The sequence below is a fragment of the Microbispora siamensis genome (genome assembly GCF_016863095.1).
In the GTDB taxonomy this organism is placed as follows: domain Bacteria; phylum Actinomycetota; class Actinomycetes; order Streptosporangiales; family Streptosporangiaceae; genus Microbispora; species Microbispora siamensis.
This window is the reverse complement of the sequence record NZ_BOOF01000003.1, coordinates 111,226-125,596: the sequence shown is the minus strand read 5'-3', so window position 1 is coordinate 125,596 and position 14,371 is coordinate 111,226. Positions and strand designations below refer to the sequence as shown.

Below are 14,371 nucleotides of genomic sequence, written 5' to 3'. Positions count from 1 at the left end.
ATGTCATGATCCCGTACGTCACGCCGCCGGCTCGGCGTACGAGAGCCGGGCCGTCCGCGGCCGAGATCGTTCACGCCGGCGCGCCCACACCACCTCGCCTGCCGGCCCCTCGCAGCCCATGGAGACACCCGTGCTGAAGAGACTGTCCCTGTCCGTCGTCTCGGCCGCGGCCGTATTGGCACTGACCGGCGCGCCGGCCGCCGCCACGGCGCCGGTCGCCGCGCCGGCCGCGCGGATCCAGAGCGCAGCCGCCGGTCCGCTCGAGCCGGGGCCTTTCCATCGCCGGCTCGACCCGCTGGTCGGCACCTGGAAGGCCACCAAGTACAACTACCTTCTCGGCGGCGACGGCAAGCCGGTCGTCTCCCGCGACATCACGGTCAGGACGCGGTGGATCGCCAAGACGGGCGGCCGGTTCCTGGAGGAGGAGGCCGAAGGCGTCCTCGGCGGTCACCCGTACTACCGGCTGGGGATCCTCGGCTTCTCCACCATCGACCGGCGCTACGAGTGGACCACCTTCGACAGCGTCACCCCCACCGCGATGACCTATCGCGGCCCCGCACTCGCCGAGGGCAGCAACGTGCTGTCGCTGCCCGGGACGTTCACCGACCCCGGAGTGCTCGGCCCGGAGTACGTCGGGAAGACCATACCGATGCGCACAGTGATCACCATCAGGTCGAACGACCGGCACACCTTCGACCTGTACTTCACCCCGCCCGGCCAAGCCGAACGGCTGGTCGACCGCGTCGTCTACACCCGGAAGACGAAGTAGGCCGGCCGGCCCCGGTCAGATGTCGAGCTGCCACTGGTGCCAGGTGTCGAAGACCTCGAAGCCCATCGCCTCGTTGATCGCCAGCATGTGCGGGTTCGCGACGGAGTTCCACGTGATCACACGCTCCACCGACGGCTCGCAGGCGCGGAACCAGGTGATGTTGGCGAGCTTGAGCACCAGGCCGAGCCGACGGCCGCGGTGCGGCGGGAGGACGGTGGTCGCGCCCTGACGGGCCCACCCCTCCGGCCGCTCGGCGTCCACCACGAGCTGGGTGAACCCCGCCGGCTCTCCATTGGCCGTGCACCGGGCGATCATCGTGTACGTCCGCTGGCCCGCCCGGGTGAGCATCTCCTCGCGGGCGCGCACGCGGTCGGCGGTCCAGCGCTGGTCCTCCATCGCGAGGTCGCCCAGCGGCTCGTCGTTCATGCCCTCCGCCAGGCGGGCCATGTCGCCGAGCAGGTCGTCCGGGGTCGGCCCGGCCCACCGTTCGAGCGAGTAGTCCGTGGCGTGCCGCACTGCTCGGGCGCGGAGGAGTTCGAGGCCGGACCAGTCGGTCGTACGCAGGTCGAGCACCAGGCGGGTCTCGGTGGAGGCCGGGGAGAACCCGCGGGCCTTGGCGAAGGGCGTGCCCGGACCGTCAGCCGGGGCCTCGGCGATCAGGACGCGCCTGCCCTCGTCCCGCGCCCGGCCGATGGCGTGGTCGAGCAGCGCGCCGCCGATGCCCTCGCGCCTGCGGCCCGGATGCGTCATCAGCCGGAGAAGGGCGAGATGGGTGTTGTCGTCCTGGGGGAAGTGGAGGACGTAGCCGCCGACGACCTGGTCACCGCCGACCTGACTGCCGTCGTCTTCACCGCCGTCGACGTGGCCGTCGTTGATCGAGCGGTCGTTGATCGGGCCGCCGTTGATCGGGCGGCTGTCGCACGCCGCCCACGCCTCGGCGCGTTCGCCACCGGACCCGCTCCGGACGCTCGCACTGAAGTGCCGCCACGACATCGCCGGACCCGGATGGTCGCATGCCCGCGCGATGTCGTACAGACCGGCCAGAGGAGAGTGGCCCGCCGGGCCGTCTTCCCCCTGCTCGGCGTCGTTCTCGATGGGGGCGACGCGCTTCATCCGCATGCCGACAAGAATTCCGCACGCGTTGTCAGGGGCGCGACTGATTTTCACATCGTGGAACGGCGGCGGTGAGGGCTCTATTGCATGTGGTTCTTCTATTGCATGTAGTTCTCGACCTCGTCGGCCGGACGGGGGGAGGCGAAGTCGGGGTCCTCGCCCACGTCACGCCGGGCGCGGCGCTGGCGCAGCAGGTCCCAGCAGCGGTCGAGCTGCTCTTCCAGCGAGCTGATCCTGTTGTGCTCCTCCTCGGAGGTCAGCTCGCCCGCGACCAGCCGTTCGCGCAGGGAGTGCTCCTCGTCGACCAGCTCGCTGATCCGCTTCAGGATCTCGTCGTCCTTCATGTGGCCTCCTTCGTCACGAGTCACCCTAACCTGGGGCTCCGTCTCGAAATGTGATCGGGTGTCTCGTCCCATCGAGGGCGTCTGCTAGTCTGCTTGGCATGCTGCGCGGACTCCTTCTTATCCGCCGCGGCGAGGGCCTGTAAGAGGCCGGCTCCCTCGCCGCGGTGCGAGTGTCATGCGCGTCGGCCGCCCTGGTTTCATCCAACGGCGCCCCTTTCCCGAATGAATCGACGGCAACGTCATGCCCGGGACTCGCCGTGCGCCCGACGAGGAGCAATCATGAATGAGCAGCAGCCCAGCCCCATGCCGTTCCAGCGCTACACGCCGTTCGAGCCCGTACGGCTGGCCGACCGCACCTGGCCCGACAAGGTCATCACCAAGGCGCCCCGCTGGTGTGCCGTGGACCTGCGCGACGGCAACCAGGCGCTGATCGACCCGATGGACTCCGACCGCAAGCTGAAGATGTTCGACCTGCTGGTCCGGATGGGCTACAAGGAGATCGAGGTCGGCTTTCCCGCCGCGTCGCAGACCGACTACGACTTCGTCCGCCAGATCATCGAAGAGGAGCGCATCCCCTCCGACGTGGTCATCCAGGTGCTGACGCAGGCCCGGCCCGAGCTGATCGAGCGGACCTTCGAGTCGCTGCGCGGCGCCCGCCAGGCGATCGTCCACCTGTACAACTCCACCTCCACCCTCCAGCGCCGGGTCGTCTTCGGCCAGGACAGGGACGGCATCACCGCGATCGCCGTCGAGGGCGCCAAGCTGTGCAAGAAGCTGGCGGCCGAGATGGAGGGCACCGAGATCTACTTCCAGTACTCGCCCGAGTCCTTCACCGGCACCGAGCTGGAGTACGCCGTCGAGGTCTGCAACGCCGTCAACGACGTGTGGCAGCCCACCCCCGACCGCAAGGTGATCGTCAACCTGCCGGCGACGGTCGAGATGGCCACCCCCAACGTGTACGCCGACCAGATCGAGTGGATGCACCGCCACCTGGCCTACCGGGACTCGATCGTGCTGTCGCTGCACCCGCACAACGACCGCGGCACCGCGGTCGCCGCCGCCGAGCTGGGCTACATGGCCGGCGCCGACCGGATCGAGGGCTGCCTGTTCGGCAACGGCGAACGGACCGGCAACGTCTGCCTGGTCACGCTGGGCATGAACCTGTTCTCCCAGGGCGTCGACCCGGAGATCGACTTCTCGGACATGGACGAGATCCGGCGGGTGGTCGAGCACTGCAACCAGCTGCCCGTGCACCCCCGCCACCCGTGGGGCGGCGAGCTGGTCTACACCGCCTTCTCCGGCTCCCACCAGGACGCCATCAAGAAGGGCCTGGAGCACCTGGAGCGCGACGCGGCCGCCGCCGGGGTGCCGGTCGACGAGTTCACCTGGGCCGTGCCGTACCTGCCGATCGACCCCAAGGACATCGGCCGCACCTACGAGGCCGTGATCCGCGTCAACAGCCAGTCGGGCAAGGGCGGCGTCGCCTACATCATGAAGGCCGACCACCAGCTCGACCTGCCGCGCCGTCTGCAGATCGAGTTCTCCCGCGTCATCCAGGCCCGTACGGACGCCGAGGGCGGCGAGGTCACCGCGGCCGAGATGTGGGAGCGGTTCTCCGACGAGTACCTGCCGAACCCGGCGAGCCCCTGGGGCCGCCTGGGCCTGCTGGCCCACCGGCACACCTCCACCGTGGACGACAAGGACGCGATCAGCGCCGACGTGCGGGTCGACGGCCAGATCCGGGAGATCGAGGGCGTCGGCAACGGCCCCATCTCGGCCTTCTGCGACGCGCTGGAGAGCATCGGGGTGCCGGTGCGGGTCCTCGACTACACCGAGCACGCGATGAGCGCGGGCGCCGACGCCAAGGCCGCGTCGTACGTGGAGTGCGAGGTCGGCGGACCGAACGGCACGCAGGTCCTGTGGGGCGTCGGCATCGACGCGAACACGACGAGCGCCTCGCTCAAGGCCATCATCTCCGCCGTCAACCGCGCCACCCGCGCCTGACATCCCCTGGACTTCGCAGTGAACCGCAGGACCTGCGGTCGCACTGCCCGTGACCTTGCACAAAATCGCAAGCATATGCTCTGACCAGCCCACAAGGCGGTCGTGAACACGCGAAAGGCGGCAACCGGGAAATCCCCGACTGCCGCCTTTCGCATGTCTCATGATCGACACGGTTCGCCGTGGGAACTCCCGTGCTTCCCGTTCGCCGGCGCTTGCCTCTGGTTGATCGGGCGTACCACGATCTGTTCATGATTGTCCTGATCACGCTGATCCTGCTGCTGGGAGGATTCGTCTGCCTGGCCCTGGCCGTCTTCAAGGAAGACGAGCGAATCAGGCTGGTGGCCGCCGGCCTCGCGTGCTGGCTCCTTGCCGAACTGGTCCAACGCATCTACGAGCTGCTGATACTCCAGGCGTAGACCCTGATCGCGTGACCCGGGCGCGGGCTCGATGGGGGTCGCCGCCAGTGGGACCAGGGCACTCGGCGGCCTGATATCTTTCACGGGTAAAACACTTGCGAAAGAACGGGGGATCATGAGGCCGGCGATGCGAGGGCGGCTGCCGTTGCGTGGAGTGTTCCGGATCGGCGGGCTGGGGGACGTCTGGCACAAGAACGCGCTCAGCGCGGTCATCACCCTCGCCGTGCCGGACGCGGTCCTGCTCCTGCTGGACCGCCTGGACCTGGCGGTCTACACCTCCGCCGGTGCCATGTGCGCCCTCTACGCGCACGGCCTGCCGTACCGGGTCAGGGCCCGCACCCTGCTCGGCGTGGCGACGAGCATGGTCGTCAGCGTGGGCGTCGCGCTCACCGCGGCCGGGCTCACCCGGTCGGCCCCCGTCCTGGTCCTGGTGGCGGCGCTGCTGGCCGCCGCGCACAAGGTGGCGTGCGACGCCGCCCGGATCGGCCCGCCGGGCAACCTGATCTTCACGTTCATGAGCGCGACCTGCGCGTTCCTGCCGCAGCGGCTCGGGGAGATCCCCCTCCACCTCGCGCTCGTCGCGGCCGCCGCGGCGCTCGCGTGGCTGGTCTGCATGGCTCCCGCGTTCGTACGGCCCGAGGGGCCCCAGCGCACGGCGGTGGCCCGCGCGCTGGAGGCCGCCGTGCGGCTCGCCCGCGCGGAGGGGGCGGCGGTCGCCCGCGCCCGGCATGACGCGGCGGCGGCGGTGAACGCGGCGTGGCACACGCTGCTCCCGTCGCCCGAGGGGCCGGGCAGGCACGCGCTCGAACGCCTCCTGGCCCGGGTGGAGGCGTCCCTCCCGGCCGTGTCCCACGACGAGGCGGGTCTCTTCGCGAGCTGGGCCGCCGACGTGCGCCGCAACCGGCCGGTGCCCGAGGTGAGCCTCGGCGAGACGGGGACCGCCGGGCTCGCGGGTATCGCGCTGGAACGGGCGGCGCCGGGCGGACCCGGCCTGCTGCGCATGTTCCATCCCGCCTCCCCGCTGTTCCCGATCGGCGTACGCGTCGCGGTCGGGTCCGCCCTCGCCGGGCTGGTCTCGCTCGCCGCGGGAGTCGGTCACCCCTACTGGGCGGTGGTCACGGCCGCGTCCGTCTTCCAGGCCAACGCCACGCTGTCATGGCACCGGGCCCTTCAGCGCGCCCTCGGCAGCGTGGTCGGCCTGCTCGTCTTCACGGCGCTGCTGCCGATCGGCCGTACGGGCGCGCTCGCCCTGGTCCTGCTCACGCTGGCCCTCCAGTTCTGCACCGAGGCGCTGATGACCCGCAACTACTGGCTGGGCACGGTGTGCGTGACGCCGATGGCCCTCCTGCTCACAGAACTGCCCGGCTATCAGCCCGCGTGGCGGCTGATCAGCGACCGCTGGCTGGACACGGCCGTGGGCGTCGTGGCAGGCCTGCTCGGCTGCCCGCTGGTGACCAACCGCCGCAGCGCCGGGCGGATCGACGCGGCGCTGCGGCGTGTGGCCGACGCCCAGGCGGCCGCCCGGCGCCTGCTGGCGGTCGGCGCCGGTGAGCCGGGGGAGATCGCGCGGGTTCGCGGCCTGCTCGTCGAGGCCCTCGTGGAGCTGCGCCGGGCCGCGGACGTGGCGGCCGGCGAGTGGTGGCAGCGCGCGCTGCCGGAGGAGCAGGTCGCCCGGGCCGAGCACGAGGGGCACCGCCTGCTGGCGCGGCTGGCCGCACCGGCCCGGGATAGAGTCGGCTGCGAACGGACCCAGGACTGAGGATCGGGGCGTGGAGGACATCGCCGAGGAGGCGCCCGAGAGCGTCGCAGAGGACGTCGTCGCGCAGGTGATACGCCAGTGGCGGCGTGTCCACCCCGAGCTGGACACCGCGCCGATCGCCGTGATGGGCCGCCTCACCCGGTGCGTCCTGCTGCTCCAGCAGGCCGGCGACGCGCCCCTCCGCGAGTACGGCCTCACCCGGCCGGAGTTCGACGTCCTCGCCGCCCTGCGCCGGCTCGACCGTGAGCTCACCCCGGGCCAGATCGCCAGGGAGACCTTCGCCTCGGGGGCGGCCGTCACCAAGCGGCTGCGGGTCCTGGAGGAGCGCGGGCTGGTGAGCCGCCGGCCCGGCGAGCGCGACCGGCGGGTCTCCCACCTCGCGCTCACCGATGAGGGCCGCGCGCTCACCGACCTGCTCCTGCCGCGGCAGCTGCGTTACGAGAGCGATCTCCTGGCGGCGATGGGCGCCGACCGGCGGCGGGAGCTGGGAGACCTGCTCGGCGAGCTGCTCCTCCTGCTCGAAGGACGCCTCGGCGCCCACCAGCTCTGACCCGGGAGCCAACCCGATCCCGCACGCTGGGCCGGGCCGATGCGGTCGAGACGGTTACCGCGGATCATCGGACCGGAGACGACAACCGGGCACGTCGATACGACCACGGTCAGATCCGGAAGTGTGGTCCCCACTCCGACGACCCGGCGTGTGCGGCGGCGGCATCGTTGCCCCCATGAGTGCAACGACTCCGTCAATCACTGGTGCCAACCCTGTCTTTCCGGGACGCTGGGTGGGCGGCGCATCCCTCGTCGCCGGGCCTTTGCTGTTGCTCACCGGCGTACTGCTGCGCCTGCGTTTCGACTTCTTCTTCCCCGCGCAACTGAGCGCGTACGAGCACCATCCCGACCTCATGACGGCCTCGTACAGCCTCGTCGCCGCCGGATGGGTGCTGCTGTGGCCGGGAGTCGTGCTCCTCGCCGCCAGGATCGGTGAGACACTCCGGGAACTGGCGGTGTGGGGCGGGGTGCTCACGATCCTCGGCCTGTTCGCCCGGACGTTTCACGCCGGTGTGGACCATCTCGGCCTCCACCTGGTAACCGTCCACGGAGTTGCGTCGGCGACACGAACGGTGAGCGAGACCTACGGCGCGTTCCATGTCTTCAGCACGTTGAACGCCGCGATCATGGGCGGCTGGGTTCTCCTGGCCGTCGGCGCCTACCGCTCGCGGGTGCTCGGACCGGTGCGTGCGGCGGCTCTGGCCCTCGCGTCGGCGATGCCGTTGGGCGTGCTGAAGGGAACGACCTCCTGGTCGGTGGCCGCTGCCGCCGGGCTGTGCGTCGCGCTCGTCCCTCTGGGCGTTGCCGCGATGCGCACCGGGCCGGCACCGCGAACGGCCACGGTCGTCGGAAGGCTTGTCATGGTGGGCGTCGTGGGCACCGTGATGTTCCTTTTCGGACAGGCCGGATGAGTGGCCATCGGTATCGTCGTGCGATGCACTCAGCGCGGTGGCGTCTCCCGACAGGCCCGCATCTACTGATACTCGATGCCTGCGTGGCGGTCGTCGTGGTCGCCGCGTATGTGGCGCTGGGCGGCCAGGACGCCTCTGACGGCCTGCCCGGGTTCTCCGGCCCTTCCTGGGTGGCGTGGCTGATCGCCGCCTGTGTCGGAGCGCCGCTGGCCGTCCGGCGTCTTCGGCCACTGCCCGCCCTCGCCGTTGTTGTGGGCGCATCGGCGGCGGCGACGCTTCTCGACATCACCCGCGACCCGTACATCCCCGCGGCCCTGGCCGTCTACGCGGTGGCGCTCGCCGAGCCGGCGCGCCGGGCCTCGGCGGCGCTGGCCCTGACCCTCGTCGTCTCGGCAGCCGCGGTCGTCGCCGGGGAGGCGGTCCTGACACCGTCCGGCCCCTGGCCCGAAGCCGTCGCGACGGCGGCGCTCGTGTGGCTTGTGGTCGGCGCCGCGTGGGCCGCGGGCCGCGTGGTGCGTGAACGGCGAGGTCGAGCCGCCCGCAGGGACCGGCGCCTGGCCGAGCAGACGCTGGCCGAGGAACGCCTGCGCATCGCCAGAGAACTGCACGACATCGTCTCGCACAGCCTCAGCGTGATCGTCGTCAAGGCTGCGGTCGCCAACCACGTGGCGGAGGAACGCCCCCAGGAGACGCGCGACGCCCTCCAGGCGATCGAGCAGACCGGCCGGGAGGCGCTCACCGACATGCGGCGCGCCCTGGGAGTGCTGCGCGGCGACGCCGCCGGGCAACACGCGCCAGGCCCCGGCACGGCTCCCCCTCCCGGGCTGGACGACCTGCCGCCCCTCATCCGGCGTGCCGAGCAGGCGGGAATCCGCACCGGGCTTCGCACCCGACTGGCCGCCCCTCTCCCGGCGGGGACGGCGCTGACCGTCTACCGGATCGTGCAGGAGGCGCTGACAAATGTGATCAAGCATGCGGGCGACGGAACGCACTGCCAGGTGGCGATCACCGCCGATGCACGCGGAGGCGTGCGTGTCGAGGTGGTGGACGACGGAGCCGGGAACGCGCCGGGGTCCGGCCGGGCGGGTCTCAGCGGCGGTCACGGTCTCGTGGGGATGCGCGAACGCGTGATGATGTACGGGGGGACGCTGGAGGCCGGGCCAAGGCCCGGCGGCGGGTTCGCCGTGTCGGCTCGTCTCCCGCCCGAACCCGCTCACGGCACAGCCGTCAGCCCGAAGGAGGCGACCGCGTGACCGATCCGATCCGGGTGCTCGTCGCCGATGACCAGCCTCTGCTCCGAGGCAGCTTCCGGGTGCTGATCGACACCGCCCCGGGGCTGACCGCGGTGGGCGAGGCCGGCACCGGCGCCGAAGCCGTCGAAAGCGCCCGTCGACTACACCCGGACGTGGTGCTGATGGACATCAGGATGCCCGACATGGACGGCATCGAGGCGACACGGCGCCTAGCCGGATCTCCCGAGACGGCCGCGACACGCGTCCTCATCCTCACCACCTTCGATCTCGACGAGTACGTGTACGGGGCCCTGCGGGCCGGCGCGGCCGGGTTCCTCCTCAAGGACACCTCCCCCGAGGTCCTGCTGGCGGGCATCCGCACCGTCGCCGCCGGAGAGTCCCTCCTCGCGCCCTCGGTGACCCGGCGCCTGATCGCCGAGTTTGCTCGTCTTCCCTCTGCCCGCCCTGCCCCAGGGCCCGCGCTGGACGTCCTCACGGCGCGCGAGCGTGAGGTCCTGGTGCTCGTGGCACGCGGCCTGTCCAACGCCGACATCGCCGAGTACCTCCATCTCAGCCACGGCACCGTCAAGACGTACATCGGCCGGCTGCTGAGCAAGTTGCGGGCGCGCGACCGTGCCCAACTGGTGATCGGCGCCTACGAGTCCGGGCTTGTGCGCGCCGCTCATCAACCGGCCGACTCCTGAGCGAGGCCAGGCAAGCACGGCCCGCGTGTCGCCTGCTCGGGCAGGCCGAGTCCGTGCTTCCTAGTCGGGCAAGCCGATGAGGCGGGCCAGGCAGGTCATGTTGTGCTCGAACAGCTCGGCGCGGTGGGTGATCGTGTTGTTGAACTGTCCGAAGAGCTCGAAGCTGACCATCCCGAACAGGCCCGTCCATGCGGTGATCGCCCGCGCGATCACGTCGTCCGGCACGTCCGGCATCAGCGACCGTACGATCTCCGCGTCCTCCGCCAGGACCGCCGGCGGCGGCGGGCAGATCGGGGGAGGGGCGAGCCTGCCTGCGTGGTGGGCGTCGGCGACGATCCGTCCGTACACGGCCGTGTCCCGCACCGCCGGCGCGATGGTGTCCTGCGGAGCGGCGTAGCCCGGCACGGGTGAGCCGTACAGCAGGGCGTACTCGTGCGGATGGGCCAGGGCCCACTCGCGTACGGCCCGGCAGACGGCGAGCCAGCGCCCGAAGAAGTCGTCGCGGGCGCAGGCGGCGTCGGCGCGCTCGACGGCCTCCCCGAGCGCGTTGTATCCATCGATGATCAGCGCGGTCAGCAGGTCGTCGCGGCTGGGGAAGTAGCGGTAGATCGCCGAGGAGACCATCCCCATCTCCCGGGCCACCGCCCGCAGGGACAGGCCCGTGGCTCCCTCTGTCGCCAGATGTCGCCGGGCGATGTCCGTGATTTCCTTGATCAGCTCAGCTCTCACCCGCTCCCGCGCGGTCCTGCTCGCATTCATGCGGCCAGGCTAACAGAGCACTTGAGCGATTAGAGAGCAGTGCTCTTGACGAATATCGCTCTAATAAGAGAGCATTGCTCTCGGAACGGAGCAACAACCGCAAGGAGTGCCGATGCTCACCGTGGCCAAGGGCGTGATCCCCGCAGTGATGTTCTTCCTGGAACTGGGCGTGCTGATCTCGCTGGCCTACTGGGGGTTCACCGTGCAGGCGAACGTCCTGGTCAAGATCCTTCTGGGCCTCGGTGGGCCGGCCGTGTTCGCCACGCTCTGGGGGTTGTTCATGGCGGGCGGCAAGGCGCCGCACCAGTTGCACGGTCTCGCCCGCGCCGCCTTCGAGGTCGTGTGGTTCGGGGCGGGGGCGGCCGCGCTGGCGGCCTCCGGCCTCGTCACGGCGGGCGTCGTGTTCGCGGTCGTGTACGTCGTGGACGGCGTGCTGCGGCTGCTGACGGATCAGGTCTGAAGGAGAAGCGATGGGCAGGCATGTGATCGTCGGAGCGGGACAGGTCGGCGGCGGGCTCGCCGAGACGCTGGCGGAGCGCGGGCACGAGGTGACCCTCGTCACCCGTTCGGGCTCGGGCCCCGAGCACCCAGGGATTTCGCCGGTCGCCGCCGACGCGGCCGACGCGGCCGTGATGCGGCGGCTCACCGAGGGAGCCGACGCGCTCTACAACTGCGCCAACCCGCGCTACCACCGGTGGCCCCTGGACTGGCCGCCGATCGCGGCCTCGCTGCTGGCCGCCGCCGAGTCGTCCGGGGCCGTCCTGGTCACGCTGGGCAACCTGTACGGGTACGGCCCGGTGGACGGGCCGATGACCGAGGATCTGCCGCTCGCCGCGACGGGCACGAAGGGCATGGTCAGGGCGCGGATGTGGGAGGAGATGCGGGTCGCGCACGAGGCCGGCCGGGTGCGGGTCACCGAGGTGCGCGGCTCGGACTACTACGGGCCGCGGTCGTCCGACCAGTCGTACGTGGGGCCGCGGCTCCTGGAACCCCTGCTCGCGGGCAAGCCCGCCACCGTCATCAGCGACCCCGACATTCCGCACAGCTGGACGTACCTGCCCGACGTCGTGCGGGCGCTGGCGGCGGCCGCGGAGGAGGAGCGCGCGTGGGGCCGGCCCTGGCACGTCCCGACCGCGCCGCCCTTCACCATGCGGCGGTACGCCGAGATGGTGTGCGAGGCCGCGGGCGTCCCGGCGCCGCGCCTGCGGCGGCTGCCGTCGTGGACGCTGAAGGCGGGGGGCCTCGTATCGCCGTTCCTGCGCGAGCTGGGGGAGACCCGTTATCAGTTCGACCGGCCGTTTGTGCTCGACTCCTCCGCCTCCCAGGAGGTGCTCGGCTTCGCGCCGACGCCGGTCGAGGACGGGGTGAAGGAGACGGTGGCGTGGTGGCGGGGGCGCTGAAAGGCGCCGGAACGACGGCGATAGTCTCCCGGGCATGAGAGTCGGGATCATCGGCCTGGGCGACATCGCGGAGAAGGCCTACCTGCCGGTGCTGGCGGCGACGCCGGGCATCGAGCCGCTGCTGTGCACCCGCGACCGGGCGGCTCTCGACCGGCTCGGCGACGCCTACCGGATCGGCGCGCGCTTCACCTCCGTGGACGGCCTGGCCGAAGCCGGGATCGACGCGGCCTTCGTGCACGCGGCCACCACCGCGCACGTCCCGATCGTGACCACGCTGCTGGAGGCGGGCGTGCACGTCTACGTGGACAAGCCGCTCGCCTACGACGCCGCCGCCTCCGCCGGGCTCGTACGGCTGGCGCACGAGCGGAACAGGTCGCTGATGGTCGGGTTCAACCGCAGGCACGCCCCCGCGTACGCGGCCCTGCGCGACCTGCCGCGCGACGTGGTCGTGATGCAGAAGAACCGGCGTGACCTGCCCGGCGACCCGCGGACCGTGGTCTTCGACGACTTCATCCACGTGGCCGACACGCTGCGCTTCCTCGCCCCCGGGCCGGTCACCGACACCGTGATCAGGACCAGGGTGCGGGACGGCCTGCTCGAACACGTGGTGCTGACGCTCGGCGGCGACGGCTTCACCGCCGTCGGCGTGATGAGCCGCACCAGCGGCGCGGCCGAGGAGACCTGCGAGGTCATGGGCGGCGGCGGGAAGCGGCGGGTGGTCAACCTCGGCGACGTGGTGGACCTCGGCGGGGACGAGGTCCTCACGAGGCGCGGCGACTGGGTCCCGGCGACGCGGCAGCGCGGCATCGAGCAGATCTGCGGGGAGTTCCTCGCCGCGGTCCGGGAGGGACGGATCCTCACGGCCGACGACGCCCTGGCGACCCACGAGCTGTGCGAAGAGATCGTGACGGCCGCGACGGCCTGACCGCCTCCCGGAAGCCGCATATTCCCGGGAGGCGGTCATCGTCGCCGTCTCAGATGGACGTCAGGGGCCTCACGGGTAGAGGCCCCGCATCCGGTGGGCCTCGGCCACCCGCCCCACCCCGATCGCGTGGGCGGCCTGGCGGAGCGTGAGGTCGCGCTCGGCGGCCAGGTCCGCGACCGCACGGTAGGCGTTCTCCATCAGGTCGCGGAGCTTCACCTCGACCTCGCCGGCGCTCCAGGAGTACGCCTGGGTGTTCTGCACCCACTCCAGGTAGGACACGATCACGCCGCCGGCGTTGGCCAGGATGTCGGGGACCACAGTGGTCCCGTTGCCGGCCAGGATCAGGTCGGCCTCGGGTGTGGTGGGCCCGTTGGCGCCCTCCACGACCAGGCGGGCCCGTACGCGCGGCGCGTTGTCCGCCGTGATCACGCCTTCGAGCGCGGCCGGCACCAGCACGTCCACGTCGAGTTCGAGCAGCTCGTCGCGGGAGAGCGGGTCGGCGTCGCGGTAGCCGTGGACCGTCCCGGTCTCGGCCGCGTGGGCGCGCAGCGCGGCGACGTCGAGGCCGGAGGGCCGGACGACCGCGCCGCCCGCGTCGGAGACGGCCACGACCCGGCAGCCGGCGTCGGCGAGATACTGGGCGGCGAGCGCGCCCACCTTGCCGAAGCCCTGCACCGCCACGGTCGTGCCCTCCGGGGAGCGCGCCCCCCTCGTCCGGGCCAGGGCCTGCAGCGCGGCGATCTGCACCCCGCGCGAGGTCGCGCCCGCGCGGCCCAGCGAGCCGCCGAGCGCCGTGGGCTTGCCGGTCACCACGCCAGGGACCGAGTAGCCGGCGTTCGCGCTGTAGGTGTCCATGATCCAGGCCATGGTCTGCTCGTCGGTGCCCACGTCGGGCGCGGGGATGTCCTTCTCCGGGCCGATGAGCGGCAGGATCTCGTTGACGTAGCGCCGGGTGACGCGTTCGAGCTCGCGGGTGGTCAGCGTGGCCGGGTCCACCGCGACGCCGCCCTTGGCCCCGCCGTACGGGATGCCGACGAGGGCGCACTTCCACGTCATCCACATGGCGAGGGCGGTGACCTCGGCGAGGTCGGTGGCGGGATGGAAGCGGATGCCGCCCTTGGCGGGCCCGCGCGAGAGGTTGTGCTGCACGCGGTGGCCCTGCACCACCTCCAGGCGGCCGTCCTCGCGCCGTACGGGCACCGAGACCGTCAGCGAGCGGCGGGGCGTGGCGAGCATGTGGTGCATGCCGTCGTCGAGGCCGAGGAACCGGGACGCCTCGGCGAGCTGGAAGCGGGCGGCGGCGAGGGCGCGCTCACCCGGTGAGGGGGCATGGAGGTCGGGGATCGGAGACCGAACCCCCGACGCCGTTGTCGGGAAGTCCGTGACGGTCATTCTGGTGTTCTCCTGTCGGAAAGGGCGGCCGTCCCCCGGACCCCGTGTGCCGTCGTCGTTGACGGCAGCGGAAGGCGGACCGGGAGGAGCGACA

The 14,371-nt window shown here is 71.7% G+C and carries 15 protein-coding genes; 11 read left to right on the top strand and 4 right to left on the bottom strand.

Annotated elements, in window-relative coordinates; translation table 11 throughout:
• Positions 1-130 precede the first annotated feature (130 nt).
• Positions 131-769 (top strand): DUF1579 family protein, encoded by a 639-nt coding sequence (locus Msi02_RS03635; protein WP_204047059.1) that lies wholly within the window; start codon positions 131-133, stop codon positions 767-769.
• 15 nt (positions 770-784) lie between these two features.
• Here the strand turns inward: Msi02_RS03635 and Msi02_RS03630 are convergent, their stop codons facing one another.
• Positions 785-1,888 carry a GNAT family N-acetyltransferase gene (locus Msi02_RS03630; protein ID WP_204047058.1) on the bottom strand — a complete coding sequence of 368 codons (1,104 nt, stop codon included), beginning with the start codon at positions 1,886-1,888 and terminating at the stop codon, positions 785-787.
• 92 nt (positions 1,889-1,980) lie between these two features.
• Positions 1,981-2,226 carry a DUF2630 family protein gene (locus Msi02_RS03625; protein ID WP_204047057.1) on the bottom strand — a complete coding sequence of 82 codons (246 nt, stop codon included), beginning with the start codon at positions 2,224-2,226 and terminating at the stop codon, positions 1,981-1,983.
• A gap of 279 nt (positions 2,227-2,505) precedes the next feature.
• Between Msi02_RS03625 and leuA the strand changes: the two genes are divergently transcribed.
• The 7 genes from leuA (at position 2,506) to Msi02_RS03590 (ending at position 9,801) form a co-directional block, all read left to right on the top strand.
• Positions 2,506-4,230 (top strand): 2-isopropylmalate synthase, encoded by a 1,725-nt coding sequence (gene leuA, locus Msi02_RS03620; protein ID WP_239108095.1) that lies wholly within the window; start codon positions 2,506-2,508, stop codon positions 4,228-4,230.
• Between the two features lie 248 nt (positions 4,231-4,478).
• Positions 4,479-4,646 (top strand): hypothetical protein, encoded by a 168-nt coding sequence (locus Msi02_RS03615; RefSeq protein ID WP_204047056.1) that lies wholly within the window; start codon positions 4,479-4,481, stop codon positions 4,644-4,646.
• 127 nt (positions 4,647-4,773) lie between these two features.
• The gene (locus tag Msi02_RS03610; RefSeq protein WP_239108094.1) at positions 4,774-6,405 is read left to right on the top strand and encodes an FUSC family protein; all 1,632 of its coding nucleotides are present in this window, start codon (positions 4,774-4,776) and stop codon (positions 6,403-6,405) included.
• A gap of 10 nt (positions 6,406-6,415) precedes the next feature.
• Positions 6,416-6,955, top strand: a complete 540-nt coding sequence (locus Msi02_RS03605) for a MarR family winged helix-turn-helix transcriptional regulator (protein ID WP_239108093.1) — start codon at positions 6,416-6,418, stop codon at positions 6,953-6,955.
• A gap of 232 nt (positions 6,956-7,187) precedes the next feature.
• A complete protein-coding gene (locus Msi02_RS03600; protein ID WP_204047054.1) occupies positions 7,188-7,865 on the top strand; it encodes a hypothetical protein in 678 nt (225 codons plus the stop codon).
• Positions 7,862-9,118 (top strand): sensor histidine kinase, encoded by a 1,257-nt coding sequence (locus Msi02_RS03595; protein WP_444543481.1) that lies wholly within the window; start codon positions 7,862-7,864, stop codon positions 9,116-9,118. The genes Msi02_RS03600 and Msi02_RS03595 overlap by 4 nt, the downstream gene beginning before the upstream one ends.
• Positions 9,115-9,801: a response regulator gene (locus Msi02_RS03590; RefSeq protein WP_204047052.1), complete on the top strand. Its 687-nt coding sequence runs from the start codon at positions 9,115-9,117 to the stop codon at positions 9,799-9,801. The genes Msi02_RS03595 and Msi02_RS03590 overlap by 4 nt, the downstream gene beginning before the upstream one ends.
• 60 nt (positions 9,802-9,861) lie before the next feature.
• Here Msi02_RS03590 and Msi02_RS03585 read toward each other — a convergent pair whose 3' ends face one another.
• Positions 9,862-10,560 (bottom strand): TetR/AcrR family transcriptional regulator, encoded by a 699-nt coding sequence (locus tag Msi02_RS03585; protein ID WP_204047051.1) that lies wholly within the window; start codon positions 10,558-10,560, stop codon positions 9,862-9,864.
• Between the two features lie 112 nt (positions 10,561-10,672).
• Between Msi02_RS03585 and Msi02_RS03580 the strand changes: the two genes are divergently transcribed.
• The 3 genes from Msi02_RS03580 to Msi02_RS03570 are packed head-to-tail and all read left to right on the top strand — an operon-like array spanning position 10,673 to position 12,885.
• Positions 10,673-11,020: a YrdB family protein gene (locus tag Msi02_RS03580; protein WP_079312213.1), complete on the top strand. Its 348-nt coding sequence runs from the start codon at positions 10,673-10,675 to the stop codon at positions 11,018-11,020.
• Between the two features lie 10 nt (positions 11,021-11,030).
• The gene (locus tag Msi02_RS03575) at positions 11,031-11,960 is read left to right on the top strand and encodes an NAD-dependent epimerase/dehydratase family protein (RefSeq protein WP_204047050.1); all 930 of its coding nucleotides are present in this window, start codon (positions 11,031-11,033) and stop codon (positions 11,958-11,960) included.
• A 34-nt stretch (positions 11,961-11,994) separates the two neighbouring features.
• Positions 11,995-12,885, top strand: coding sequence for a Gfo/Idh/MocA family protein (locus Msi02_RS03570; protein WP_204047049.1), 891 nt, complete (start codon positions 11,995-11,997; stop codon positions 12,883-12,885).
• Between the two features lie 69 nt (positions 12,886-12,954).
• Here Msi02_RS03570 and Msi02_RS03565 read toward each other — a convergent pair whose 3' ends face one another.
• A complete protein-coding gene (locus Msi02_RS03565; RefSeq protein WP_204047048.1) occupies positions 12,955-14,277 on the bottom strand; it encodes a Glu/Leu/Phe/Val family dehydrogenase in 1,323 nt (440 codons plus the stop codon).
• Positions 14,278-14,371: the final 94 nt, after the last annotated feature.